23 protein-coding genes are annotated in these 25108 nt (G+C 46.4%); 5 read left to right on the top strand and 18 right to left on the bottom strand.

Annotated features, from left to right (window positions below):
- The first annotated feature begins 19 nt into the window (after window positions 1-19).
- A complete protein-coding gene (locus AELLOGFF_RS14445; protein ID WP_159269606.1) occupies window positions 20-1216 on the top strand; it encodes an Nramp family divalent metal transporter in 1197 nt (398 codons plus the stop codon).
- 14 nt (window positions 1217-1230) lie between these two features.
- Here AELLOGFF_RS14445 and AELLOGFF_RS14440 read toward each other — a convergent pair whose 3' ends face one another.
- The 3 genes from AELLOGFF_RS14440 to AELLOGFF_RS14430 all read right to left on the bottom strand — a co-directional run bounded on the left by AELLOGFF_RS14440 (window position 1231) and on the right by AELLOGFF_RS14430 (window position 2881).
- Window positions 1231-1530 carry an SET domain-containing protein-lysine N-methyltransferase gene (locus tag AELLOGFF_RS14440; RefSeq protein WP_159269605.1) on the bottom strand — a complete coding sequence of 100 codons (300 nt, stop codon included), beginning with the start codon at window positions 1528-1530 and terminating at the stop codon, window positions 1231-1233.
- A 116-nt stretch (window positions 1531-1646) separates the two neighbouring features.
- Entirely contained in the window at window positions 1647-2417 is a 771-nt protein-coding gene (locus tag AELLOGFF_RS14435) for a dienelactone hydrolase family protein (protein WP_159269604.1), read from the bottom strand.
- A gap of 206 nt (window positions 2418-2623) precedes the next feature.
- Complete coding sequence (locus AELLOGFF_RS14430) at window positions 2624-2881, bottom strand: hypothetical protein (RefSeq protein ID WP_159269603.1); 258 nt, start codon at window positions 2879-2881, stop codon at window positions 2624-2626.
- A 158-nt stretch (window positions 2882-3039) separates the two neighbouring features.
- Between AELLOGFF_RS14430 and AELLOGFF_RS14425 the strand changes: the two genes are divergently transcribed.
- Both AELLOGFF_RS14425 and AELLOGFF_RS14420 read left to right on the top strand, forming a co-directional pair.
- Window positions 3040-4014, top strand: coding sequence for a class 1 fructose-bisphosphatase (locus AELLOGFF_RS14425; protein WP_159269602.1), 975 nt, complete (start codon window positions 3040-3042; stop codon window positions 4012-4014).
- A 34-nt stretch (window positions 4015-4048) separates the two neighbouring features.
- Complete coding sequence (locus tag AELLOGFF_RS14420; protein WP_159269601.1) at window positions 4049-4882, top strand: 23S rRNA (adenine(2030)-N(6))-methyltransferase RlmJ; 834 nt, start codon at window positions 4049-4051, stop codon at window positions 4880-4882.
- Window positions 4883-4929: 47 nt separating this feature from the next.
- On the opposite strand, the gene AELLOGFF_RS14415 is transcribed toward AELLOGFF_RS14420, so the two are convergent.
- Window positions 4930-5952: an LLM class F420-dependent oxidoreductase gene (locus AELLOGFF_RS14415; protein ID WP_159269600.1), complete on the bottom strand. Its 1023-nt coding sequence runs from the start codon at window positions 5950-5952 to the stop codon at window positions 4930-4932.
- 441 nt (window positions 5953-6393) lie between these two features.
- A complete protein-coding gene (locus AELLOGFF_RS14410) occupies window positions 6394-7758 on the bottom strand; it encodes a cytochrome P450 (protein ID WP_159269599.1) in 1365 nt (454 codons plus the stop codon).
- Window positions 7759-7925: 167 nt separating this feature from the next.
- Between AELLOGFF_RS14410 and AELLOGFF_RS14405 the strand changes: the two genes are divergently transcribed.
- Window positions 7926-8525, top strand: a complete 600-nt coding sequence (locus AELLOGFF_RS14405; RefSeq protein WP_159269598.1) for a TetR/AcrR family transcriptional regulator — start codon at window positions 7926-7928, stop codon at window positions 8523-8525.
- A gap of 734 nt (window positions 8526-9259) precedes the next feature.
- Here AELLOGFF_RS14405 and AELLOGFF_RS14400 read toward each other — a convergent pair.
- Window positions 9260-10135: a TIGR03619 family F420-dependent LLM class oxidoreductase gene (locus AELLOGFF_RS14400; protein WP_159269597.1), complete on the bottom strand. Its 876-nt coding sequence runs from the start codon at window positions 10133-10135 to the stop codon at window positions 9260-9262.
- 226 nt (window positions 10136-10361) lie between these two features.
- Between AELLOGFF_RS14400 and AELLOGFF_RS14395 the strand changes: the two genes are divergently transcribed.
- Window positions 10362-11327, top strand: a complete 966-nt coding sequence (locus AELLOGFF_RS14395) for a ribonuclease Z (protein ID WP_159269596.1) — start codon at window positions 10362-10364, stop codon at window positions 11325-11327.
- Window positions 11328-11460: 133 nt separating this feature from the next.
- On the opposite strand, the gene galE is transcribed toward AELLOGFF_RS14395, so the two are convergent.
- The 12 genes from galE to AELLOGFF_RS14340 all read right to left on the bottom strand — a co-directional run bounded on the left by galE (window position 11461) and on the right by AELLOGFF_RS14340 (window position 25096).
- Window positions 11461-12477, bottom strand: coding sequence for a UDP-glucose 4-epimerase GalE (gene galE / locus AELLOGFF_RS14390; protein ID WP_159269595.1), 1017 nt, complete (start codon window positions 12475-12477; stop codon window positions 11461-11463).
- Window positions 12478-13810: 1333 nt separating this feature from the next.
- Window positions 13811-14044, bottom strand: a complete 234-nt coding sequence (locus tag AELLOGFF_RS14385; protein WP_159269594.1) for a hypothetical protein — start codon at window positions 14042-14044, stop codon at window positions 13811-13813.
- A gap of 51 nt (window positions 14045-14095) precedes the next feature.
- A complete protein-coding gene (locus AELLOGFF_RS14380) occupies window positions 14096-15439 on the bottom strand; it encodes a UDP-glucose dehydrogenase family protein (RefSeq protein WP_159269593.1) in 1344 nt (447 codons plus the stop codon).
- A gap of 224 nt (window positions 15440-15663) precedes the next feature.
- Window positions 15664-17148, bottom strand: coding sequence for a capsule assembly Wzi family protein (locus AELLOGFF_RS14375; protein WP_159269592.1), 1485 nt, complete (start codon window positions 17146-17148; stop codon window positions 15664-15666).
- 302 nt (window positions 17149-17450) lie between these two features.
- A complete protein-coding gene (locus tag AELLOGFF_RS14370) occupies window positions 17451-17648 on the bottom strand; it encodes a hypothetical protein (RefSeq protein WP_159269591.1) in 198 nt (65 codons plus the stop codon).
- A 44-nt stretch (window positions 17649-17692) separates the two neighbouring features.
- Window positions 17693-17824 carry a hypothetical protein gene (locus AELLOGFF_RS18150; RefSeq protein WP_268818566.1) on the bottom strand — a complete coding sequence of 44 codons (132 nt, stop codon included), beginning with the start codon at window positions 17822-17824 and terminating at the stop codon, window positions 17693-17695.
- 3 nt (window positions 17825-17827) lie between these two features.
- Window positions 17828-19243, bottom strand: coding sequence for a mannose-1-phosphate guanylyltransferase/mannose-6-phosphate isomerase (locus AELLOGFF_RS14365; protein ID WP_159269590.1), 1416 nt, complete (start codon window positions 19241-19243; stop codon window positions 17828-17830).
- 40 nt (window positions 19244-19283) lie between these two features.
- Window positions 19284-20609 carry an oligosaccharide flippase family protein gene (locus AELLOGFF_RS14360; RefSeq protein ID WP_159269589.1) on the bottom strand — a complete coding sequence of 442 codons (1326 nt, stop codon included), beginning with the start codon at window positions 20607-20609 and terminating at the stop codon, window positions 19284-19286.
- Complete coding sequence (locus AELLOGFF_RS14355) at window positions 20587-21924, bottom strand: UDP-glucose dehydrogenase family protein (protein WP_159269588.1); 1338 nt, start codon at window positions 21922-21924, stop codon at window positions 20587-20589. The genes AELLOGFF_RS14360 and AELLOGFF_RS14355 overlap by 23 nt, the downstream gene beginning before the upstream one ends.
- Window positions 21925-22089: 165 nt before the next feature.
- On the bottom strand, window positions 22090-23184 hold the full coding sequence (locus tag AELLOGFF_RS14350; protein ID WP_159269587.1) for a glycosyltransferase family 4 protein: 1095 nt from the start codon (window positions 23182-23184) through the stop codon (window positions 22090-22092).
- On the bottom strand, window positions 23181-24098 hold the full coding sequence (locus tag AELLOGFF_RS14345) for a sulfotransferase family protein (protein ID WP_159269586.1): 918 nt from the start codon (window positions 24096-24098) through the stop codon (window positions 23181-23183). Before AELLOGFF_RS14345 ends, AELLOGFF_RS14350 begins: the two co-directional genes overlap by 4 nt.
- A gap of 185 nt (window positions 24099-24283) precedes the next feature.
- Window positions 24284-25096: a heparin lyase I family protein gene (locus AELLOGFF_RS14340; RefSeq protein WP_159269585.1), complete on the bottom strand. Its 813-nt coding sequence runs from the start codon at window positions 25094-25096 to the stop codon at window positions 24284-24286.
- Window positions 25097-25108 lie beyond the last annotated feature (12 nt).

Below are 25108 nucleotides of genomic sequence, written 5' to 3'. Positions count from 1 at the left end.
TCGTAACAGGACACCCGTTATGAAACAGCTACGCGCACTCACCCTCATTGGCCCCGGCTTTGTGGTAGCGGCTACCGGTTTAGGTGCAGGTGACTTAGTTGCGGCGGCAGTATCGGGAGCAACCCTTGGCAGCCAATTATTATGGGCCATCGCCTTTGGCGCCATCATCAAGCTCGCCCTTAATGAAGGCTTAGCCCGCTGGCAGCTAAGCAGCGGCACGACCTTATTGGCAGGCTGGCTTACTCATCTGCCTCGATGGATAAACTATTATTTTTTAATTTACTTATTTATCTGGGCCTTTTTAGTGGGCGCAGCACTGATGGCAGCCTGTGGCTTAGCGGCAAATGCCCTGCTACCTCAGCTTTCCGTTAATAGCTGGGCATCCATCCACTCGGTACTCGCCATTGCATTGGTATTATTCGGACGGTATTCACTGCTCGAACAGGCCATGAAAGTGTTGATACTCCTAATGTTTGCCACGGTCATGGCAGCCCTCTTGGCCAGTGACTGGTCGCTTATCACAGCAAGCTCAAACAATATTGGCGATATTAGCCAGCACATCAATTTGGTTATGGCCCTCATTGGCGGGGTTGGTGGCAGTGTCACGCTACTTTGCTATGGCTATTGGATGCGCGAAAAAGGCTGGCATGATAGCGACTCCCTCAAACTCGCTCGCATAGATCTCCTTATCGCTTACACCATTACCGCCCTCTTCGGCATGGGAATTATGATACTTGCCGCCCAGTCAGCACCTGAGTCAACGTCGGGCACTCATATTCTATTGGCCATGGCCGACCAACTCGGCGTACTGCTTCAACCCATTTTTAAAACCTTATTTTTAATCGGCGTGTGGGCAGCGGTATTCAGCTCTATGCTTGGGGTTTGGCAGGGTGTGCCATATATCTTCACCGACCTCACCGCTCAATGGCGCCATCAGCACGCGCCAATCAATACAACTAGCACACCATATAGATTAGCCCTGTTGTATATCGCCATCCCCCCCATCGCCCTGTTATACATGGGCAAACCCGTTTGGCTCATAATTTTATATTCGGTAACCGGTGCGCTATTTATGCCGTTTTTAGCACTCACATTGCTGTACTTGAATAATCGCGTGATTAAGCCAGCATTGCGCTACGGAGCCATCAGTAATACCGCGATAGTACTCGCACTGATTGTCTTTACATTTATTGGTGGGCAATATTTTTTGTCATGATGTGAGCCCGAATATTAAGGCCACTCGTCACCATAATCGTGAAGCAATTCTTCACCGGCACTAATATTACGGAGCGCAACCACGCTAAAATCGTCGTAGTAAATCACATTGAGAGATTTATGATGATTGATGTATTTCAGGCTGCAAGTGACATCGACCAAGCTGCCATCAGACATCGTCAAGGTATGTAAGCCGGCCTCATTAACCGCTCGTGTCGCACATATTCCCAACAGCGCGCCTTGGGCTATGTCTTGTCGGGCAAATAAGCCTTTACCATGTATTTCACTTTTACCCACTTGGTAGCACTTTGCCATTGTTCACCTCAGTCATGCCAGCAACACAGGGAGTAAGGTGATAAATTTATCGCCTTGCCCCGCTGCTACTTTATTTATAAAGCCTCAGGGCAAGGCAAAGGTAATTACTGCGCCATTTACTGCGCCAACATACTCATTAACGCCGCCCAACTGACTTTATCTGCATGAGCATCATAAGCTAGTGGCATGTCATATTTTTTACCAAGCGCTGTTGATCCAGGGTTTGTGAAGCTGTGCATCACACCTGGAAAACTCAGCAGTTCCAAATCCACTCCAGCAACCGTCATTTCTTCAACAAAGCCCGCAACTTGCTTGGCCGGCACCATGGCATCGGCACCGCCGGTAGCCACCAGTACTTTAGCTTTAATGGTGCCCGGTTCGACTTTTGTTTCAGTGCCTAGCGATCCGTGAAAGCTCGCCACCCCCGCCAAATCAAGACCACGACGAGCTTGATTCAATACCACCGCGCCACCAAAGCAGTAACCAATTGCAAACAATTTATTACTGTCTACCGATGGCTGCTTACGCAAAATAGCCAGTGCTGCATCAAACCGTGCATTCATTTTTTCAGGCTCAGCCAAGGCGGCATTCATAAATGACATTGCGTCTTTTGGATGTGTGGTTGATTTACCCGTACCATACATATCAACAGCAATTGCACTATAGCCCAAGCCTGCCAACTGCTTAGCGCGTTTGCGTGCATAATCATTCAAACCCCACCACTCATGCACAACCACCACCGCAGGGGCCGCTTTACTCACTGCGCTATCGTGATACAACACAGCCGTTCCCAGCTCATTAGGTAAGTTTATTTTCTGCTCTACCACAGCGGCATTCAGCACGGAACTTGTAAATACCAAGCCAAATAATAGTGTAAAAAACTTCATTCCAGACACTCCCCTATCAGTTCATTAATATGTTCAGAATATAGCGCCAAAACGATGACAAACATAGGCACGCGCTTGCGCTTAACTAAAAATTCAATTGGCTGGAGCTGATAAGATAGCGATACAAGCCCTTATCTCATCCATCCGTAAGACAGTAATCACCCAGCCAAACGCTGCACTAAGCTTAATGATACTGAATAGGAATATCACATCATATCCCGCTCAATATCCCGCAAGCGGCTGGCGTAATAACGGCAATTTTTCCATATCCATTCTTCTTTCGAGCGACGCGCTTTTTTCATTGTCGCCCCACTTTTATAACCCTTAAGCTTTTTACCATTACCCAAAGCCTGCTCTAAGCGAACGGTTTCAATCTTTTTTGCACGACACGCTTGCCAGCTGGCAGCGTGGGCAATGGGGAAAATACTAAGACAATATAGCAATACGAGTAGACGAAATTTCATGATGACCTCCTTGTCATTTTTGAAACTACCCCTAAACAATACGGCAGTGAATCACACTTTGTAAAACGGTCTGACCAATTTCATCGCTCTCTACCTGTCTTATCGCGCACCCCAATGGCATAATAGTTCGCTGTTACCCTGCCAAACGGAATTTTTACATGAGCAGAATCGCCCTGCCCCAGTATTTAGCCAACGCCTCTGTGGCGCCCGACCTGCAATCAGTTATTCTCGGCCTCGCCGAAGTCAGTGCCGATATTAGTAAATCATTAGCCAAAGGCGCACTGGCAGGTATTCTAGGTGCTGCCGGCGCTGAAAATGTGCAAGGTGAAGACCAAAAAAAGCTAGACGTCATTGCCAACGACATGATCAAAGAAGCTCTCGCCGCACTTCCCAATGTACGTGGGCTAGCCTCAGAAGAAGAACCTGATGTCGTTCCCTGCCACACCAACGGCAACTTCTTGGTGACCTTTGATCCGTTAGACGGCTCATCCAATATCGACATTAACAGCATGGTTGGGACTATCTTTTCGGTATTGCCCCACACCGGAGAAACTGCGGTTACCGAGCAAGATTTTCTACAACCCGGTCGCCAGCAAGCGGCGGCAGGCTATGTGCTATATGGCCCTTCGGTCATGCTGGTAATCAGTACTGGCAGTGGGGTGGCCATGTTTACCTTAGATCAGGATTCCGGTAATTATTTACTCACCGAAGCTGACGTTGCGATTCCCAGTGAAACCAATGAATTCTCTATTAACGCCTCTAACCAGCGTCACTGGGCAGCCCCCATGCAGTCTTATATTGCTGACCTAATCGCCGGCAAAGACGGCCCGCGCGGTAAAAACTTCAATATGCGTTGGGTTGCGGCGATGGTGGCGGATGTTCACCGCATTCTCTGCCGAGGTGGCTTATTTACTTACCCTTGGGATTCACGCAAACCAGAGCAAGCCGGCAAACTTCGCCTGATGTATGAAGCAAACCCCATGGGTTTCTTGGTTGAACAAGCCGGCGGCGAAGTCTGGACACCTGAAGGTAAAATTCTCGATATTCAACCAGCACATATTCATCAGCGCGTGCCTGTTATTTTGGGTGCCGCAACTGAAGTTGCTCTTTGCGTAGACTACCACCAGCGCTGAATCCCCTTCAGCGCCCACAGCGGAATATTCGGTAATGCTTAGTTATCGCCATGGTTTTCACGCCGGCAATCATGCCGACGTGCTAAAACATGTGGTCGAGGTGCTTATCCTCGACTATTTGATGCAAAAACCCACTGCCCTGTCTTATATCGACACCCACGCTGGCGCAGGTTTCTACCACTTTGCCAGCACATTCAGCGCGCAAAACCGCGAGTTTGATAGCGGAATCACCAAACTGCGCAACGCGGACGGCCAATTCGCTCCACCATTAGCGCGATACCTAGATATTGTAGAAAGCTGCAGTACCAACGAAGCTGCTGGCTATCCAGGCTCACCTGCTATTGCCATTGCCATGCTCCGCAAACAAGATAAAGCACATTTATTTGAGCTTCATCCCAACGACCACCAAAACTTAAGCAAGCGTTTTAAACACCAAGCGCAGATAAAAGAAAGTGATGGTTTTGCTGGCCTAAAAAGCGTGTTACCACCGCCAAGCAAACGCGGTCTCATTTTAATCGATCCGCCCTACGAAGATAAAAACGACTATCGCAATGTCATTGCCTCACTTAAGGACAGCCAGCGACGCTTCCCTAACGGAGTCTATGCGCTGTGGTACCCGCTTATTCCTCGTGACGAATCAAAAGATTTAGGTCGTCGCTTAAAAGCGCTATCGCCCAATAACTACCTGCATGCACAATTACACGTGCAAGCCGAACAAGGTAGTCACGGCATGTATGGCAGCGCCATGTTTGTTATTAATCCGCCCTGGCAGCTCCATGAACAAATGCAAGAAGTCATGCCGGTTTTACAAACGCTTTTAGCCGATGGCGAAAACACACCGTTCAAGTTAGACGCGGTAATAGCTTAATTTTGCAGGCTAATCTTATGCCGTGCTTTAGTGTAAGTGCATGCCTCTTACACCAACTCGTTGGCAAGAAACTCCATCGTATCGATGGACGTTTCAAAGTGATCGCGGTGCCCTATCATCAAGGTAGTCACATCCGATTTTTTCCAATCTTGTAAGCGCTCTCTAATACGCTCCTTAGGTCCAAGCAGCGATATCTCGTCAACCAAGGCATCGGGCACGGCCTTTATCGCCTCATCATGCTTACCGTCATACCACAAGTCCTGCACTTTTTCGGCCTCATCACCAAAGCCCATTCGACCCATTAAATTTTTATGGAAATTATCTTTCCGCGCCCCCATACCTCCCAAGTACAGCGCCATCGTCATTTTCCCTGGATACATGGCGTCTTCGAGATTGTCATTAACAATGCAATTCACCATTGCATTAATTTCGAAATTATCGGGTTTGTTTGCCAAGCTTTCATCGAAGATATTTAAACGATACGGCGACACAAAAATAGGCATCCAGCCGTCGAATTTTTCTGCTGCCAGTGCAATATTCTTTGGGCCTTCGGCCCCCAAAAATACCGGAATTTTTTTCCGTAAAGGATGAGTAATACTTTTCAGTGGTTTACCTAAACCCAAGTTATTCGGTCCCTGGTAAGGCAAGTTATATTGGCTACCGTGAAACTCCACTGGCGCCTCCCTAGCCACCACCTGCTGAAAAATATCCAGCCATTCACGGGTTCGCTCCAGCGGTCGCTTAAACTGCTGACCATACCAACCCTCAACCACCTGCGGGCCAGACACACCCACGCCCAAGCACAAACGACCATTGGACAAATGATCCAACGTCATCGCCGTCATCGCTGCACAAGCCGGTGTACGCGCCGACAACTGCATAACCCCAGTGCATAAACGAATCTTACTGGTCGTAGCCGCTATAGCTGCAAGTGGTGTAAAGCAATCTGAACCATACGCCTCAGCGGTAAAAACCGAGTCAAAGCCCATTTTTTCCGCCGCTTGGGCCAACTCTAAAAACCGATCCGTCGGCTGCTTTTGCCAGTATCCAAGATGGAGCCCAAGTTTCATGCTTAATCCTCATTATTATTTTGAGCATTCAAAAAAGTTTATGCCGCGCGAACTACTGAGGCTAATGCACTGCGGACTTTGCCGCATGTAAATACAATCGCTACGCTCACATGGATACCCGATCGGGGTCGGGTATGACGTGGTTTCTTATAGGTCACCCACAACTCCCCCCACTGTCATCCCCAACTTGATTGGGGATCCACAAACCTCAGAACCTAATTCGTTCCAAACTTCTCCACATGCAAATGCATTCGCTGCGCTCACATGGATACCCGATCGGGGTCGGGTATGACGTAGTTTCTTATAGGTCACCCACAACTCCCCCACTGTCATCCCCAACTTGATTGGGGATCCACAAGCTGCTGAACTTAGAAAACACGCCTTACTTCGCTACAAGTGACAATCGGTTACAACGCTAGGAAAAACTCAACATCACCTTGCCTAAGAAGAAATGCGTCTTACGACAATTGGCAGATCATCGACTGGTTTTGGTAAAGGCACTGTCTGCATTTTATTACTAAAGTTATCAGCCAAATGAAATTCATATTGCCGTAAGAATTGATGCATAAAGTTTTTAACTTGCATTAACGCAAAGTGCATTCCGATGCATTTATGGGCACCACCACCAAAGCCAACAAAGCTAAATGAATGGCGCTTATGTTCATTACGGGGCGCTAACCAACGATCAATATCAAATTTCATTGGCTCATCCCAGTACTCTTCCATACGGTGATTATGCTGAGGTGCCAAAAATAAAATAGTATTCGCTGGAAGTTTATACCCACCCAATTCGCATTCTTTTATAGTCCGGCGCTGCATCATCATAACGGAGGGGTGTAGTCGTAGTGCCTCTTTTACCGCCACTTCCATCAGTGGCATTTTCTCTAAATCTTCATACTCCAAATAAGGCTTATCAATGGCCATTACCTCATCGCGTAAGCGCTGCTGAAGCGCTTGATCTTGTCCCAAATGATAAAGCATATGGCTGAGTGCACTGGTCGTAGTATCGTGCGCAGCAAATAATAAAAAACTCATGTGGCCAATGATGTCTTCATCCGAAAAATAATCGCCATCTTCGGTCTTTTCTCGTGTGAAATAACTGAACGTGTCGGTACCGTCACCAGCTCGACGCTCTGCAATCAAGCTACCGAAAAATTCTTTCAGATAACGCTCACCTATTTTGCCTTTGCGAAATTTGGTGCCGGGTAATTCTTTGGTAACAATACCCATCAAGCCATCTGAAATATCCAAAAATGCCTTATTTAGTTTTGCCGCACGCTCATCACTCTCATCTAAACCAACAAATATTCTCGCCGCAACATCTAATAATATTTGCTTAATCGCAGGAAAAAACAGTAATTGACCCTTGTCACCCCAATCCACAATACTCTCGGCAATCATTGGCCCCATTGTGCCGATATACCCTTTCATTGCTTCATTTTTAAATGCTGTCTGCATCATACGGCGCTGAAATTTATGCTCTTCATGGTCTCGCAGTAATAAAGCACCTTTATAAAAACGGCCCAATGAACCCATATAACCCATTTCTGCAGAAAAGTTCTTATCCTTATCGAGATAGACCTCTTTATATAAATCTGGACCTATCAATAACGCGCCACGAAAACCCGCCAAACCAAAACGACTCACGCTACCAAATTTTTTATATTGATTATCAATAGTGCCGTAAAGGTCATTTACCAACTGGAACGTTTGACCAATAATCGGCAGCCCAAATGAACCAGGAATATGATTCAGGTTTTCATTATTCTTAGCGAGTTTATAGCTAGGGGTAACGGCGGTAGTCATAATCGGCCCTCCAAGTGGGGTGCGATGGATTCATTATTGTGAACTCATCATAGACCGGAGAAACATACATATCAATCGTTCGATATGAAACATCGGTAATATTCGGTATATTACCCAACTTGAATACTCATCGCGTCGTATCAAATTACAATGCTAAGGATTAAAAGTTGAGGAAAGTTGACCACGACAGCCGCCGAGAAGACGTTGCCGCTGCAGCCGCAAGCCTAATTGCTAACAAAGGTTTGGAAGCACTCACTACCCGTGCATTAGCCAAAGAACTTGGCTGTTCCATTGGCGTACTGTCACATTACTTCCACAGCAAAGAAGAAATCGTTATCGCCGCCTTCCGCTGGGCAGACCAACGCATCGACCTGAGAATGCAAGAAGCGATTGCCGATGACAGTCCCAATATCGAATCATTTTTTCCCGTCATTAAAGCGGGTTTACCGCTAGATGCCGAATCGGATTTAGAATGGCGCGTCCGACTTAACCTACACACTTTTGCGTTAACCCATGACACCAGCCTGCAAGCTGAGCGAGAAAAAAATCAACAATTCCGAGATCTTATGACAGGCATGATCGCCGGCCTACAAAACAAAGGCCATGTCACCAAAGAAGTAAGTGCAGAAGACATTACAAGCATCGCCTTCGACCTCGTCAACGGCATGGCCAAAAACCTAGTCATGTGTCCCTTTGACGAACGTGAACAAAAGGCCGAATACCTCTATAAACTCATTGAAATGCTAAGACCACTTCCCAAGCCTTAAATCAAACGCATTCGCTACGCTCACATGGATACCCGATCGGAGTCGGGTATGACGTAGTTTCTTACAGGTCACCCACAACTCCCCCCACCGTCATCCCCAACTCGATTGGGGATCCACAAACCTCGGAATTTAACCCGCTCCGGGCTTCACTGCATGTAAGTATATTCGCTTCGCTAACCTGGATACCCGATCGGGGTCGGGCATGACATGGTTTCTTATAGGTCACCCACAATTCCCCCCACCGTCATCCCCAACTCGATTGGGGATCCACAAACCTCGGAATTTAACCCGCTCCGGGCTTCACTGCATGTAAGTACATTCGCTTCGCTCATCTGAATACCCGGTCGGGGTCGGGCATGATGTAGTTTCTTATAGGCCACCCACAACTCCCCCGTCATCCCCAACTTGATTGGGGATCCACAACCCTCGGAATCTAAGCCACTCCGCACTTTGTTATATGTAAATACATTCGCGGCCTCATCTGGATGCCCGATCGGGGTCGGGCATGACGTGGTTTCTTATAGGTCACCCCCCCCACTGTCATCCCCAACTTGATTGGGGATCCACAAACCTCAGAATCTAAGCCACTCCGCACTTTGTTATATGTAAATACATTCGCGGCCCTCATCTGGATGCCCGATCGGGGTCGGGCATGACGTGGTTTCTTATAGGCCACCCCAACGTCAATAACCGGAAGCAAAATCCTTTACAGGTACTCACTACAAACTAGCGGTTTATCGCGACTTCGCTATCACCTCATTGGCATACCAGCTCATCATGCCGATTTTTTCTTCAACGCTCTTATCATCTACTTCAGACGCATACACATCGCGAAATGCCACTAGCACCTCATCAATACCAATATCTTCAAGACGTTTAATACCGTCGGCAGAATACGCCTCTGCCGTCATCGCATGAAACTCAAACGGCAAGTGATCCCGGCCATATTCTTTGCGGTAGTCATTTATTTGATCCACCATGCCCTTTATCGAATCCAATTCACCACCCGCCGCAATCCAGCCATCGCCCAATCGAGCGGCGCGACGCAATGCAGGCTTGGAGTGGCCGCCAACCAAAATGGGTGGCCTAACAGCGGGCACTGGACAAAGCTTAATTTCAGGCAGTTCAAACATGTCCCCTGAATACCCGAAATATTCCCCGGTCATCAGTCCATTAATGATCTCAATCATTTCATCCATACGTTTGCCGCGCTTGCCCCATGCCACATTAGTCACTTCAAAGTCTTCAGCCCAGGGGCTAATACCAACACCATAGCCAAAGCGGTTATTAGTAAGAATGGCTAAGCTAGACAATGACTTAGCAATTAAAGCCGGCTCATGAACAGCCAATTTATGAACAGAGGTGGTGAATCGAATCCGGCTGGTTAATGCTGCCAAATGGGCGGTTAATAGAAACGGCTCAATAAAAGGTACGCCGTCTAAAAACTCGCGACTACCATCACTGTTATACGGATATTTAGAGCTACCTTCTTTGGGATAACAAATGCTATCCGGCATGGTAATAGTGTCAAAACCTAAGCGCTCGGCTTCTAACGTCAGTGGTAAATACTGCTCAGTGGGACACATACTATGGTGATAGGCGAATTTCATGGCCAAATCCTTCTCGATCGTTATTATTTTTAGCTTGCCCATGTCACAGGGTCGCAAACTATGATCGACAGACAATAATATATTGCAGATCCTTTCGCCTCATCCGAACGGCGCAGCACACTTAATAAAACCAAGCGAATGCATACCATCACAAAAGAGGAAAACCTTGGCAAAATAGACCACAATATGAATACAGACTTTGATTATTGAGGCACAGACTCTTTTTATGCGCTTTACTTTTTTAGGCACCAGTGCGGGCACGCCCACCGCCAGCCGCAATGTCACCGCACTGGCGATGGCAATGGACGACCAGAAGGAATGGTATTTATTCGACTGTGGCGAAGGAACCCAGCACCGCTTATTAAAATGCCGTTACTCCTCTGCCAAGCTCAAAACCATCTTTATCACCCACGTACACGGTGACCACTGCTACGGTCTCCCCGGCCTTATTGCTAGCGCCAATATGAGTGGCCGCAAAGCCCCGCTTACTGTCTGCGCACCAGACGGCATTGAACAATATGTACGAAACACGTTTGCCTTAACCGATGTTCACAATCTACGCTTTCCCCTTAACTTTGTACGCTCAGACCAAGACGATTTTCACTATCGTGACGAGCACATTTCTGTCAATGCAGTAGCCATGTCTCACAGAGTGCCTTGCTTTGCCTATCACGCAACTGAAATACCGCCATACCATATAAATGAAAACAAACTAACTGAACTTGGTGTACCAAGAGGCCCACTTTGGCACGAGCTACAACAAGGCAATGATGTCTCACTTGAAAACGGAACACGCATCAAAGCCGAACAAGTGCGCACTGCTGGGTGGACACCTCGCAGTGCTGTTATTGGCGGTGACAATGACAAACCTGAGCTACTGCTAAAGGCGCTAAAGCAAAGTGATTTATTAATTCATGAAGCAACCTTTACAGAAGATGTACTCGCACGAGTGGGTCCACAATACATGCACAGCACCGCCGCCATGGTGGCAAAAACAGCAGAGAAAGCAGAGCTAAAACACTTAATACTCACCCACTTTAGCCAACGCTACCGTATGGACAAAGGCGCAAAAGAACATACAGTAAAGGACTTATATGACGAAGCAAGACAAGACTACCAAGGCAACTTAGCCTTAGCAGAAGATATGCAAAGCTACCAACTGGAAAAAGATAAAAGCTTGAGTAAGTTATAGTAATAACGTCATACCCAACTCGATTGGGGATCCACAGGCCCCAAGCTTTGACTCAACGCACCAACTAAAGCGCATTCGCTGCGCTCACCTGGATACCCGATCGGGGTCGGGTATGAACAATTACAAACAGCCCTCAGCCACCATACCCGTCAGGGTTATTACTCTGCCAACGCCACGTATCTGCCATCATTTTCTCAAGGCTACTTCCTGCCACCCAGCTTAATTCTCGCTTTGCTTTATCTGCATTTGCCCAAAATGCAGGTAAATCACCATGACGACGCGGTGCTATTTTATACGGCACTTTTTGGCCGGTAACAGATTCAAACGCCTTAACCATATCCAACACAGACACCCCATTACCGGTGCCCAAATTAAACGCATGCAAGCCCACTTTATCTAAGGACTGCAAAGACCGGCAATGCCCAACCGCCAAATCGACAACATGCAAATAATCCCGCAGACATGTGCCATCTGGCGTATTGTAATCATCACCAAAGACCGACAACTCAGCCAACTTACCCACGGCAACCCGACTAATAAACGGCATGAGATTATTCGGAAGCCCCAAAGGATCCTCACCAATTAAGCCAGAGACATGCGCGCCAATAGGGTTAAAATACCGCAATGCAACCACTGACCAGCGTGAATCAGACACACACAAATCAGCAAGGACGCGCTCTACCATTGCCTTAGATGCACCGTATGGACTAGAAGGCTGCCCCAAGGGCATAGACTCTTCATAAGGCACCGGCGCATCGGGGCCGTACACCGTAGCAGATGAACTAAAAACCAACTTAAACACACCTGCCTCAGCCATTGCTTGGCACAAAACCATAGTGCCACGCACATTATTGTCATAATACTGCAAGGGTTTTTCGACACTCTCACCAACGGCTTTTAAACCAGCAAAATGAATCACGGCATCAATGTCATACTTTGCAAATACTGCTGCCAAGGCATCAGCATCACGCACATCGGCTTGAACAAAAAGAGGAGCTTTACCAGAAATTTGATGAATACGATTAAGAACCGCTGGATTACTATTTACTAGGTTATCAACAATAACAACATCATAACCCGCTGCCTGTAGCTCCACGACCGTATGGCTGCCAATATAACCCGCGCCACCCGTAACTAGAATTGTTTGCATGTGCTAAACCTACAACTCAAAACATGTATCCTAGCGTATAAACGGCGAGGTTATAATCTTTACAAATCTTTCGATCACCATCGTATACTCACTTGAGAAGCATAAAGGCTCCCGAAATTATCATATGAAAACTGTGCTACTCTCAACAAGTCTTACGCAATATCGTAAACTTTCGCCAACGCATTAGCATCGCCAGCCCTAACGAACAATCACTATCTGACCCACTCTACCGCCTCACCACTCAAGCTCAACAACCGCATCCAATCCCCAATTCGATTGGGGATCCATAGGCCATGAGTTTTGACTCAACGTATTAACTAAAGCGCATTCGCTGCGCTCACCTAGATACCCGATCGGAGTCGGGTATGACGTGAATTTTTAGGTCATCCTCAACTCGATTGGGGATCCACTTACCTCAAAACCTGCTCCGCGCCGAACTCTGCTACTACCAAGTGCATTCGCTGCGCTCACCTAGTCACCTAGATACCCGAACAGAGTCGGGTATGACGTGAATTTTTAGGTCACCCTCAACTCAATTGAGGATCCACCTACCTCGGAATCTGCTCCGCGCCGAACTCTGCTACTACTAAATGCATTTGCTGCGCTCACCTGGATACCCGATCGGAGTCGGGTATGACAACAACGGGACATACTCCGGCCACTATCCAACCCGCCACCCCAACTACCCAGCCGTCATCCTCAACGATCGTACAGTCACCCCCCAACTACCCAACCGTCATCCCCAACTTGATTGGGGATCCACAAACCTCGGAGGTTAAATCCACGCAGCACGACGATACATGTATATGCATTCGCTTTATACTCAAGTGAATATCCAATCGAACGCTAGGCCCACAAATACAACGACCAGGTACTTTAATAAGTTACACAGTGAGTAGGGTTTAGATTATTACTTTAGTGTCGAAGCAACATAAAAATGCTATCAACAACCATAGAAAAACACAGGTGGAATACCCAAAATAAAAAGGAGGCAGGAACGCCGAGAGTTCAATTCTAGTGCACTAATCCTTTGTGCATAACCGTTCCTTGGTCAGCGTCCCTGCCAAGTGCTCATCCTGAGCAAGATTAAGTTTAACGCTGAGCTGAAGAATTGCAAATTATAAATCACCCTCAAATCTTAATAACCATAACGATTAAGCTCACTATGTAACATTAAGCTCATATCGAGAAATACAAAATGCCAATATCAACGTTTAATCGACTATCCCTAAACACGGCCATCCCATAGCACCGCAAACTTAAAAATATCATCCACAGGCCTCGGCACCTAGTTCGCGTCGCACTTAGATACAAGTAAATGCATTCGCTCCGCTCACACGGATACCCGCTCGGGGTCGGGGTCGGGGTCGGGGTCGGGTATGACGGTCTCTCCACCACCCCAATTCAAACCCATCGTCATCCCCAAAGATCCAACAGCCATCCCGAAAAACCCTACAGTCACTCCCAACGACCCTACCGTCATCCCCAACTCGATTGGGGATCCATCTACCTCGGAATATGCTTCGCGCAGAACCCTGCTAATACCAAGTGCATTCGCTCCGCTCACATGGATACCCGATCAGGGTCGGGCATGACATGATTAAGACTGGGACTGACATTATGAAAAGCTCTGCACACTCCGTCCACGCCCAATACCGTAATAAGCAATGCCTTGTTCCTCTAATAAAACAGGGTCATACAAATTGCGTCCATCAAATATAACTGGGTGACTAAGTGCTTCTTTTATTAACTCAAAATCCGGCGCTTTAAACGCATTCCATTCTGTACATACCACCAAAGCATCCGCGCCATTTAAGGCCGACTCTTTTGTTCCCATTAAACTCAAATCTGGCCGCGTGCCATATATACGCTGAGTTTCATTCATGGCCTCGGGGTCATAAGCTTGTACCGACGCACCCGCTGCCCACAATTTTTCCATAAGCACACGACTAGACGCATCACGCATATCATCGGTGTTCGGTTTAAACGACAAGCCCCACAGCGCAATTCGTTTACCTTGTAGATCACCCTTAAAATATGCCTCAACATGGGTAAACAATTTTTCTTTTTGACGACTATTGACCGCCTCAACTGACTTCAGTAATTCCGGCGTATACCCTACTTTTTCAGCCGTACGTACCAAGGCCTGCACATCTTTGGGGAAACAAGACCCGCCGTAGCCACAGCCCGGATAAATAAAGTGATAACCAATACGCGGGTCTGAACCAATACCCTGCCGTACTTTTTCGATATCCGCACCCAACTTTTCAGCCAAATTAGAAATCTCATTCATAAAACTAATTTTAGTCGCCAGCATACAATTAGCTGCGTACTTGGTCAGTTCAGCAGAACGTACATCCATCACAATTAATTTTTCATGGTTGCGGTTAAAGGGCGCATACAACTCCCGCATGGTATTTTCGACAGCAGGATTATCGGTTCCAATTACAATTCGATCTGGCCGCTGACAATCTGCAACCGCCGCCCCCTCCTTTAAAAACTCAGGATTAGACACTACATCAAAACCGACATCCACACCGCGCTCAGCCAACACCTCAGCCACACACGCCGCCACTTTATCTGCCGTGCCCACAGGCACAGTCGATTTATCGACAATAATTTTTGCCGACTCCATATACGTCGCAACGGTCTTCGCCACGGCTAACACATATTGTAAATCTGCAGATCCATCTTCATCTGGCGGTGTACCCACGGCAATAAACTGGACCTTACCGTGTTTAACACCAAAAGCGGCATCCGTAGTAAACTGCAAACGGCCAGCCTCATAATTACTCTGCACCAACGGCGTTAACCCAGGCTCATATATTGGAATGTCACCTTGCTTTAAGTTTTCTACACGCTCGGCATTAACATCCACACACACCACTTCATGCCCAACTTCAGCAAGCACCGCCGCCTGCACCAACCCGACATAACCAATACCGAATACCGTGACTTTCATTCGCTTACCCTAAATAAAAATATTAACTATATTAAATTCTAGCACGCTAAAAAGACCGCCCGGGACTTTAATCCAAGAAGAAATCGTAAAAAAGAGTGTTTAATAGAACTAAAACAAAACAATTGAAAATAGAAGCCCCGCATAACGGCGTCCAGAAAACTAACGATCAAATAGATTTATATTGTCATACAGGGCAATAATTGCGGTTATCAATACCAAGCTGCTTAAAACCCAAGAGTAACACTAAATTCAGCGCCAGCAGTGTCTTTACCCATATTGCGCAACTCAAAGTCACCACCCTGGTAATAAAGTCCATAGCTGAAACTCCAGTCACGCCAGTTTTCAAGATAGTTAAGTTTACCCTGCCAACCATCACCTGTTCGCCAAGCCAATGGTGTTACACCAGTTGCCTTATTCGTACCGTCACTATTAAAGTTCAGTTTAGATAACACCACTTGCCATGTCGCACCTGTTTCAGTGAAAACCTCAACACCAAGACTGGTAGATTTGGAGTCATTATCAATTGTTGCCGCCATATTCCGGTCTTTGTAACGATAACCAGATTTATAAGTCCCATGCTCATATGCATAATTTATTTGCCCAGACTTATAAAAACGCCGTGTTAATGTGTCAGTGAACTCAAGATAAACACGAACATCATTACTAGCAATCGGCATTTGAGCACCCAAGCCAAACGTGGCGATTAAGCGAGACGGCATCACGCCTGCATTATCCTCACCAACTAACTCACCGTAATGCTCAACGCTTATTTGATTACCAGAAGCAGTCGCACGCCAATCTATGCCGGCAATCTGATTACTAGGTTCGTTGTTACTGTTTATACCATTATCACCGTTGTTATCGTTACCGGTGACCATATCGACAAAACTACTAGAATCCTCTGGACGACCATCCCCACCCCATTGCGCCGCTCTTGACCCACCCAACTCTAACCAGCTTGCAGGCCGAAACGACATCCTAGCGCCCAATAATTTTGCATGGCTTATTTCACGATCACTCTCTAACTGCCCTGCAAACATCACCAAATTCCATGGTCCCAACCAGCTTAATAAAGGGCTTTCAAAAGGAAGGCTATTATTACGCTGCAAAAATATGCCGGGAACAGGCCGAGCATTATTCGACAATACTAAGGCATTTTGACGACTTGGCCCCCACCAGCGATCTATAGCGCCCGCCGCCGCAGCCCAGTTACCAAATAATAACGCAGCATAACTACCGTCAAAGCGAACATTCTCGCCATCTGCAGGGTCACCGGTATACGTCGTTTGTAACTTATACGCTGTCCCGCCATGAATAGCGGCATAACTAAGGCTTAATTCAGCCTCCTCACGAGGCACGCTATTAAAGCCTCTTAGTTGATTGGGACGCTCGGAGACAGACAATGAAACTGAAGTTCGGCTTGGCTTAGTGTGTTGTATAAATGCGTTACGAACATAGCTAAGAGAACGCTGCTGACCCGCAGTTAAATTACGACGACGCTCACCCCGCTTAACATCATTAATAACACCAGACCACATCAACGGCCACGTGTTGATAGGTACCGTAATAATACCTGCATCAGCCAACACCGTGATGTGGTGTCGAAGCTGCGAGTCCCCCACCTCCATCCAAGGCGAAGCACGCAACTGCGCCGAAAAAACGAAAAGCCAAGTTATCAATGTTGCCGTAATTACCGTTCTAAAATCCATTTTCATCTACACGATTTTGGCGCAGTAAAGACCGCGCAGGAAAAAACACCATAATACCTATTTTTTTGCCTAATGGCTTGAGTAGATTAAATGCATTCGCAACCACTCACATGGATACCCGATCGGAGTCGGGTATGACGTGGTTTCTTATAGGTCATCCCCAACGACCCGGCCCGTCATCCCCAACTACCCTACCATCATCCCCAACGACCCTACCGTCATCCCCAACTCGATTGGGGATCCATCTACCTCGGAATCTTCCCCGCACCACACTTCACTAATACCAAGTGCATTCGCTGCGCTCATCTGGATACCCGATCAGAGTCGGGTATGACAACAGAGAGACATACTCCGGCCACCATCCAACCCGCCATCTCAACTACCTTACCGCCATCCCCAACAACCCGACCCGTCATCCCCAACTTGATTGGGGATCCACCTACCTCAGAATCTGCCCCGCACCGCACTTCGCTACTACCAAGTGCATTCGCTACGCTCACATGAACACCCAATCGGAGTCGGGTATGACAACAGAGGGACATACTCAGGCCACCATCCAACCCGCCATCCCAACTACCCTACCGTCACACTCAACGACCAATTCGTCATCTTCAACGAGCAGTTCGTCATCTTCAACGAGCAGTTCGTCATCCCCAACTCGATTGGGGATCCACAAACCTCAAGCCTTAGGGGCACGCCCATACCGATCTTCAAAACGCACAATATCATCTTCACCCAAGTAAGAACCCGACTGAACTTCAATCAACTCAAGCGGAATAACACCAGGATTCTCCAAGGCATGAACAACACCAACCGGAATATACGTCGACTGATTCTCCGTCAACATCAACTCTTTATCACCATTAGTCACTTTTGCAATACCAGACACAACAATCCAATGTTCAGCTCGGTGATGATGCATTTGCACCGATAACTTAGCACCCGGCTTTACCGTAATACGCTTAACCTGATACCGCTCACCGTTATCAATAGAATCATAAACACCCCAAGGCCGGTAAACGTGACGGTGCTGACTCACCTCGCTACGGTCTTGCGCTTTTAATGACTCAACAATTTTCTTAACGTCTTGAACTTGATCTTTAGCCGCAACCAACACCGCATCATTCGTCTCGACAACGACAATATTATCCAAACCCACCGTCGCCACTAAACGATGCTCGGCTCTAATATAAGAGTTAGATGTATTATGACTCAGCACATCACCGCTACTTACATTGCCAGCAGCATCTTGATCACCAATCTCCCACAAAGAAGACCACGCGCCCACGTCACTCCAACCCGCCGACAAAGGCACAACCACAGCCTTATCAGTTTTTTCCATCACCGCGTAATCTATCGACTCATCAGGGCAAGTTTTAAATGCTTGCGCATCTACCCGTAAAAAATCAACATCACGGGTTTTGCCCAAATATGCCTTTTCGCAGGCAGAATAAATATCTGGCCTAAAAGCTTTTAGCTCATTCAAATACACATCAGCCGCCACTAAAAACATGCCGCTATTCCAGTAATAGCCGCCGTCATCTATATAAGATTGCGCAGTCTCTGCATCCGGCTTCTCAACAAACCGAGACACCGCGTAAGCGCCATTACCACTCTCAACGCCACGCTGAATATACCCGTAACCGGTGTGAGCCGACTCGGGCACAATCCCAAAGGTCACCACCTGACCAGACTCAGCTTGCGCCTTTGCAACCTCAACCGCAGCATGAAATGCGGCCACATCGTCAATCACATGATCCGCCGCCATCACCAAAAGCAATGGCGCAGCACCATCAGAAGAGTCCAGCGCTTCAAACGCAGCCAGCGCAATAGCCGGCGCGGTATTACGGCCAACGGGTTCTAAAATAATAGACGTTAATGCTGCACCGAACTCTTGCGCCTGCTGCGCCACCACAAAGCGATGCTCTTCATTGCAAATAACCGACGCGCTAGCGCTTAAACCCTCAACGCGAGCAAGGGTGGCTTGCAGCATGGAGTCTTCACCGGCAATAGATAAAAATTGCTTGGGGAATAACCCTCGGCTAGACGGCCATAAACGGCTGCCGCTGCCACCGGCCATAATAACTATATTCATTCAAGCACCACTACTTAATCTATTATTATGAAACGTCTATTTAACGCCAAACTGCCAATGTATTAAAACCCAAGCGTTTTTTCACAAAATAGACCGCGAGCAAATTCTGAGTCGCTACGGCAATCGCAGTGCCAATCGCAGCACCAAACACGCCAAAGTTAGCGGTCATAACCCACGCCAATATCAACGCAGTCGTACCCGATACCAACGTAATACTTCGAAGATCCCGCTCATGTCCCGTCATAATTAACAAAAAACCAACGGAACCAGTAATAACGTTAACGAATTGCCCAATTACGAGTATCCGTAATAACGACGCACCTTGCTCAAATTCGACACCAAATAATCCCATAAACAGCGTTGGAAAAAACAGCATTACGATTAAAATAGGAAATGCTATTACACTAGTAAGTACCACCGACTTTTTAGCTAAAGAAGACAATTCCCCCATTGCACCTGTTTTATATAAAGCAGAAAATCGGGGAGCGACAACGAGATTAATCGCTATAAGAACAAAGCTCGTTAGCATTGCTGTACGCTGCGCAACCGCGAGCTGTGCAACCAAATCAGGACTAAGGTAAGCGCCCGCAAAAAACTGACCAGACCACTGAACTAATTGCCCCATAACAACAACCAACCATAACGGAAGGCAGCTAGTAAATATTATACTCCAAGAAATACCTAATTTTTCTGACCTTGGCACCTTCCAATAAAACAAGACTCCGCCTGATATTGCTATTAATATACTCCCGACAGAAAAAACAAGAGCTAATTGTTGAGCCTGAAAAATTTTGAAATAATAAGCCCCCCCAACCAAGCAACAGTTAATAGCAATATTTAAAACGAAAATAGACCACGAGACGAGGCGTAAACCTTGTAAGGCATTTGCTCCAAGTGTTAACAGCGCCAAGCCCGGAATACCCAAAGATATACTTCTAAATACTGGTGCTAACGCAGGTTTAGATAACACATTATTTGCGAGATAATCTGCTAACAAATAAAAAAAGATAGCAATGGAAACACTTAAGGCTGATCCAAATAAAATCGACTTATTGTAAACTGCTAGTGCCTGTTTAGTGTCAGCAGCAATAAATCTCACTACAGTATTATCTAACCCGCCTCGAGATAATGCTGCTAACACAGCCACAATAGAATAAGTAAGGAAATAGTATCCCGACTCCTCCGCCCCCAACTGTCGTGCAATAAAAAAGGTCGCAGAAAATGCTGCTAATGCTCCAAGAATACGGACCAAGAATGCAATTCCCCCGTGCACCAATAACTCACGAGTATCGACATTAGCTATCATTCCACGAAATCGATAAAGCATCATTTCTAAGCCTAATTCAATCGTTATAACTTCGCCCACGGCCAATGCCGTAGTAGGCTATACCTTGTGCTTCTAGTATGGCGGGGTCGTATAAGTTGCGGCCATCGAATATCACGGCGTGATTTAGCGTTTCTTTTATTAGATCAAAGTCCGGGGCTTTAAAAGCGTTCCATTCAGTGCAAACCGCGAGGGCGTCGGCGCCGTTTAGGGCCGATTCTTTGGTACCCATTAGGTTTAAGTCTGATCGGGTACCGTATATGCGCTGGGTTTCGTTCATAGCTTCGGGGTCGTATGCCTGTACTATCGCGCCGGCAGCCCAGAGGTTTTCCATGAGTACTCGGCTGGATGCGTCGCGCATATCGTCGGTATTTGGTTTAAAGGACAGCCCCCACAGGGCAATGCGCTTGCCAGCCAAGTCGCCGTTAAAATAAGACTGAAGATGGTTAAATAATTTCTCTTTTTGGCGACCGTTCACCGCCTCGACAGAGCGCAGTAGTTCTGGGGTGTAGCCGACTTTTTCCGCCGTTCTGACCAATGCCTGTACGTCTTTAGGAAAACAGGAGCCGCCGTAGCCGCAGCCGGGATAGATAAAGTGGTAGCCAATGCGCGGATCTGAGCCTATGCCCAGCCGCACTTTTTCGATGTCGGCGCCGAGTTTTTCAGCCAGGTTGGCCATTTCATTCATAAAGCTAATTTTGGTTGCCAGCATGCAGTTGGCGGCGTATTTGGTCAGCTCTGCCGAGCGCACGTCCATGACAATTAATTTTTCATGGTTGCGATTAAAGGGGGCATAGAGCTCGCGCATTTTATTTTCTGCAACGGCGCTGTCGGTGCCGATCACTATACGATCTGGGCGTTGGCAGTCTGCAACCGCTGCGCCTTCTTTCAAGAATTCTGGGTTAGAGACCACGTCAAAATCTAAGCTCACGCCGCGCGCTTTTAATATTGCGGCAATGCACTCGGCGACTTTGTCTGCGGTGCCTACCGGCACGGTCGACTTATCGACGACAACCTTGGGAGTTTCCATATAGGTGGCGATGGTTTTTGCCACCGCCAAGACATATTGCAAATCCGCAGAGCCGTCTTCGTCTGGCGGGGTGCCCACCGCAATAAACTGGATTTTGCCGTGTTTTACCCCAAATTCAGCATCGGTAGTAAATTGCAGGCGGCCAGCCTCGTAATTGCGCTGTACCAATGGCGTCAAGCCTGGCTCGTAAATCGGAATAATGCCTTTCTTAAGGCTCTCGACCCGCTCGGCATTAATGTCTACGCAAACCACCTCGTGCCCAACCTCGGCCAAAACTGCCGCCTGCACAAGGCCCACATAACCAATACCAAAAACTGTTACATCCATCTAACTGACCTATAAAAAGGGCTAATTCTTAGGTGAATTCTAACACGCAAATATTAACTGGTGGAGAAAACCCGTTTAAAGCAGCATTAAACCAACACCAAATTTAATAAGGGAGTGGTCTAAAGTTTTGAGGGGCTATTCATACATAGCTTTTTGAATTAAAATTCATTTCACTAATTCCGACTTAAATCGATCAAACAACGCATTACTAACAATATTATTTTTAAACCTTGTAGAGCTTGATTTAGCTTCCGCAGACATACACAGCCACATGCACTCATCCATCTCCATCACTCGAAGCAAAATATCACCAAGCAACTTCGAATCCGACTTCGCAACTAAATATCCGGTTTTCCCATGCGACAGAACCTCCTCAAGGGCTCCATTTTTGTAAGCAATTACCGGCGTGCCAGATGCTAACGCCTCAACAACAACCAAACCAAGGCTCTCCGCCTCTCTTAAAGACGGAAATACAAACACTGTCGATTCTCGATATAGCGCTACCAAATCTCGTTGCGACACAGATAGTATATGACTAAGCTCAACGAGCTCAGCATGCCTTTTTGAAAACGATTCTACTTCAAATTTCTGAGGCCCATCGCCAACAATTATAACTCGAACCCTCCCCTTCCTCACGAGCAAGACAGCCTCGACAGCAGCCAGAAAGTCTGAAACGCCTTTCCCTGGAACCAACCTTCCCACAAATAATATAGTCGGAATTTCAGGCATACACCGATCTTCGCTATCAAAAAAGAAATCTGGCAAACCTCCCGATGGAGACACAAAAAAATCTTTTTGTGTTGGGCAAATAAATTCCTCCGCTACATTTTTGTAATATTCAGATGGGACAACAATGAAATCTGAAATTCGGCAGGCTATTTTGGATATCCATAGGCGTAATTTAGAAAATCTTCTACTAACACCCAGCTCATCAGCTATGTCGCTGCCATGAATATTGCCGACGATCTTAATACCTGGCCGGAACAATTTTAATAGAATAACCGGAACCCCAGAAAGCGAGATGTAATGGAAATAAAAAAAATCCCACCGGCCTTTAAGGCCTAAATTTAACACTCTATAAAAAAAAATGAGATAATTTAAAATAATATATCGCGACCCTCGATTTAGAGATAATACAGTTACATCTGCTCCACTTTCCTCAAGCCCTTCAGCGCAGTTTTGTACAAATGTACCAAGTGATGGCTGCGCCGCACTCGGATACATATTAGTGATGAGCAATATTTTTATTTTTTCGCTCATACCAAGAACCTACTAGTCCAACTCGGAAGATACTCGTGATCTACCATTGATAAAAAAATCTTCATATCATGATCTAATTCTCCGTATATCTTTTCACGCAAACCATCATCAAGCACTAGCTTCTCCCTGAAGTTATAAGATCGAGCCTTTTCTTTCAAAAATCTAGAAAAATCATCCCCCAATACCATTTTAGCAAATGTCTTCATACCACCAGGCCGACTAAGAATTCTTCCAATAAATTTACTCTTAGGCTCCCCTGACACATTACTTTTTTTACCTCTCAGTAAATCCATATCAAAATTAAGACAAAGAAAATCACTGATTTTCTTTGAGAATAAATTTGGCTGACTATACATCCATTCTTGATGCAAAATCAGATAATTCCCTTCTGGAACAAGCTCCTTAAAAGCCTTAAGCTGATGCCCATAGCAGCTAGCTGCCAGATAATGCCATATTGGACTCCAACCCTCACTTATTCGACGTGATTCACTACACAAGGCATCCCGAAAAGAATCCAGCGGCTCCCTTGCGTCTCGACGCATATGCTGATATGCAGAAAAAGCCCGCTCCGCCGGATCCCGAAAGAGCAAAATAAATTTCGCATCCGGAACTTCCTTTAAAATTTCAGCTATAGCCCCTCCTAAATACAAATACATAGTCGATGCATCAACACGCCACTTACAACCAACACCGTCATATAATTTGGTATATTCGTGCCTCTGATGCACAATCATACTTCTAAAAATTTCGTTATCTGCTGGACCCGAGAATTGCGGAGAGACATTCGGAAAAGCAAAATAGTGTGGCTCTTTTTCTTTCGGAACATAAAATTCACTACCCAACCGAAGGACATCAGATAATGACGTGGTGGCCGCCTTAGGAACCCCAGCAATAAACAAATTTGGAAACACCATTTTACTCACCTCCCCCAACAACACAGAACAATGTACTTATGATTTATGACGCCTGACGGAACCTAAGCACCTCTACATCATTAACTAAAATCACATCTTATCCAGAGCAATTCAAAATCTAATCGAATTCATCCTCGGAACCGATCAACTTAACGCACACCTTTAACACACTTTGCCAGCCACAACTATTTGACAACAGTAGAAATCACCTCACCAATATCTTCTCCTTGCTCAGCGCTAAAAATAAAGACATTCGAAAAATCCACATGTTTCTCTGAATAATCCGAGCCGTCTGGACAATAAATACCAAATTTAAAAAAAGGAGGTGAAACATCATTATAGCCAATAGGCACTGACTGCTTAGAGATTTCCATGGTATTAAACTTAATATAAACGTCGCCGGTTAGTAATAGTGGATTGATAACTTGACGGAGAATAATTATATTCCATTCGCCATATTTGACCTGCCCCAACCTCCATTTTGTGACCGAGCTAAATTCCCACGCACCTGGTTTACCAGGCGTTACCACCTCTTTGCTCTCACGAAAAATAAAGTATAATTCACCACTTTCGATTACCAGTGACGAAATGGGGTTTCTTGGCTTTTCCCCTAGTTTTTTATCCGGCATAGCATGATACTGCGCTATGATAGTGGGAGCTGAATCATTAACGAAATATTGCCCAAGAACTCTAAAACGAAAAGTAACCCACTGTGCAAGCTGCCTTTTATGGGGGCTATACAGAATTTCCGCCCCCTTACTAGATCTACTATCATTCATATCGCTTTTTTTCCAATTAAAACGATAATCAAAATCTGCACCTTCTACGTCTTGGCGCTGAATGATTGAATAGGAAAAAGGCTCCTCCCTCTTTTCTGTCGGCTGGCAACCCCATAGATAACAAAAATATAAGACCATGGTGAAAATAATAATTGAAAGCATTCTAACAAGCATTACGCCCACCCCTAACCAATATCCAGCTTCACTACGTCTAGCCATATTAGCTGGAGA

The sequence above is a fragment of the Zhongshania aliphaticivorans genome, from assembly GCF_902705875.1.
GTDB lineage: Bacteria > Pseudomonadota > Gammaproteobacteria > Pseudomonadales > Spongiibacteraceae > Spongiibacter > Spongiibacter aliphaticivorans_A.
The sequence above is the reverse complement of the archived record's forward strand: the minus strand, read 5'-3'. Positions and strand labels throughout refer to the sequence as shown.

Excerpts from the sequence above, each read along its gene's own strand:
- AELLOGFF_RS14445 (WP_159269606.1), top strand. The coding sequence starts at position 20 with ATGAAACAGCTACGCGCACTCACCCTCATTGGCCCCGGCTTTGTGGTA.
- AELLOGFF_RS14440 (WP_159269605.1), bottom strand. The coding sequence starts at position 1,530 with ATGGCAAAGTGCTACCAAGTGGGTAAAAGTGAAATACATGGTAAAGGC.
- AELLOGFF_RS14435 (WP_159269604.1), bottom strand. The coding sequence starts at position 2,417 with ATGAAGTTTTTTACACTATTATTTGGCTTGGTATTTACAAGTTCCGTG.
- AELLOGFF_RS14430 (WP_159269603.1), bottom strand. The coding sequence starts at position 2,881 with ATGAAATTTCGTCTACTCGTATTGCTATATTGTCTTAGTATTTTCCCC.
- AELLOGFF_RS14425 (WP_159269602.1), top strand. The coding sequence starts at position 3,040 with ATGAGCAGAATCGCCCTGCCCCAGTATTTAGCCAACGCCTCTGTGGCG.
- AELLOGFF_RS14420 (WP_159269601.1), top strand. The coding sequence starts at position 4,049 with ATGCTTAGTTATCGCCATGGTTTTCACGCCGGCAATCATGCCGACGTG.
- AELLOGFF_RS14415 (WP_159269600.1), bottom strand. The coding sequence starts at position 5,952 with ATGAAACTTGGGCTCCATCTTGGATACTGGCAAAAGCAGCCGACGGAT.
- AELLOGFF_RS14410 (WP_159269599.1), bottom strand. The coding sequence starts at position 7,758 with ATGACTACCGCCGTTACCCCTAGCTATAAACTCGCTAAGAATAATGAA.
- AELLOGFF_RS14400 (WP_159269597.1), bottom strand. The coding sequence starts at position 10,135 with ATGAAATTCGCCTATCACCATAGTATGTGTCCCACTGAGCAGTATTTA.
- AELLOGFF_RS14395 (WP_159269596.1), top strand. The coding sequence starts at position 10,362 with ATGCGCTTTACTTTTTTAGGCACCAGTGCGGGCACGCCCACCGCCAGC.
- galE (WP_159269595.1), bottom strand. The coding sequence starts at position 12,477 with ATGCAAACAATTCTAGTTACGGGTGGCGCGGGTTATATTGGCAGCCAT.
- AELLOGFF_RS14380 (WP_159269593.1), bottom strand. The coding sequence starts at position 15,439 with ATGAAAGTCACGGTATTCGGTATTGGTTATGTCGGGTTGGTGCAGGCG.
- AELLOGFF_RS14375 (WP_159269592.1), bottom strand. The coding sequence starts at position 17,148 with ATGGATTTTAGAACGGTAATTACGGCAACATTGATAACTTGGCTTTTC.
- AELLOGFF_RS14365 (WP_159269590.1), bottom strand. The coding sequence starts at position 19,243 with ATGAATATAGTTATTATGGCCGGTGGCAGCGGCAGCCGTTTATGGCCG.
- AELLOGFF_RS14355 (WP_159269588.1), bottom strand. The coding sequence starts at position 21,924 with ATGGATGTAACAGTTTTTGGTATTGGTTATGTGGGCCTTGTGCAGGCG.
- AELLOGFF_RS14350 (WP_159269587.1), bottom strand. The coding sequence starts at position 23,184 with ATGAGCGAAAAAATAAAAATATTGCTCATCACTAATATGTATCCGAGT.
- AELLOGFF_RS14345 (WP_159269586.1), bottom strand. The coding sequence starts at position 24,098 with ATGGTGTTTCCAAATTTGTTTATTGCTGGGGTTCCTAAGGCGGCCACC.
- AELLOGFF_RS14340 (WP_159269585.1), bottom strand. The coding sequence starts at position 25,096 with ATGGCTAGACGTAGTGAAGCTGGATATTGGTTAGGGGTGGGCGTAATG.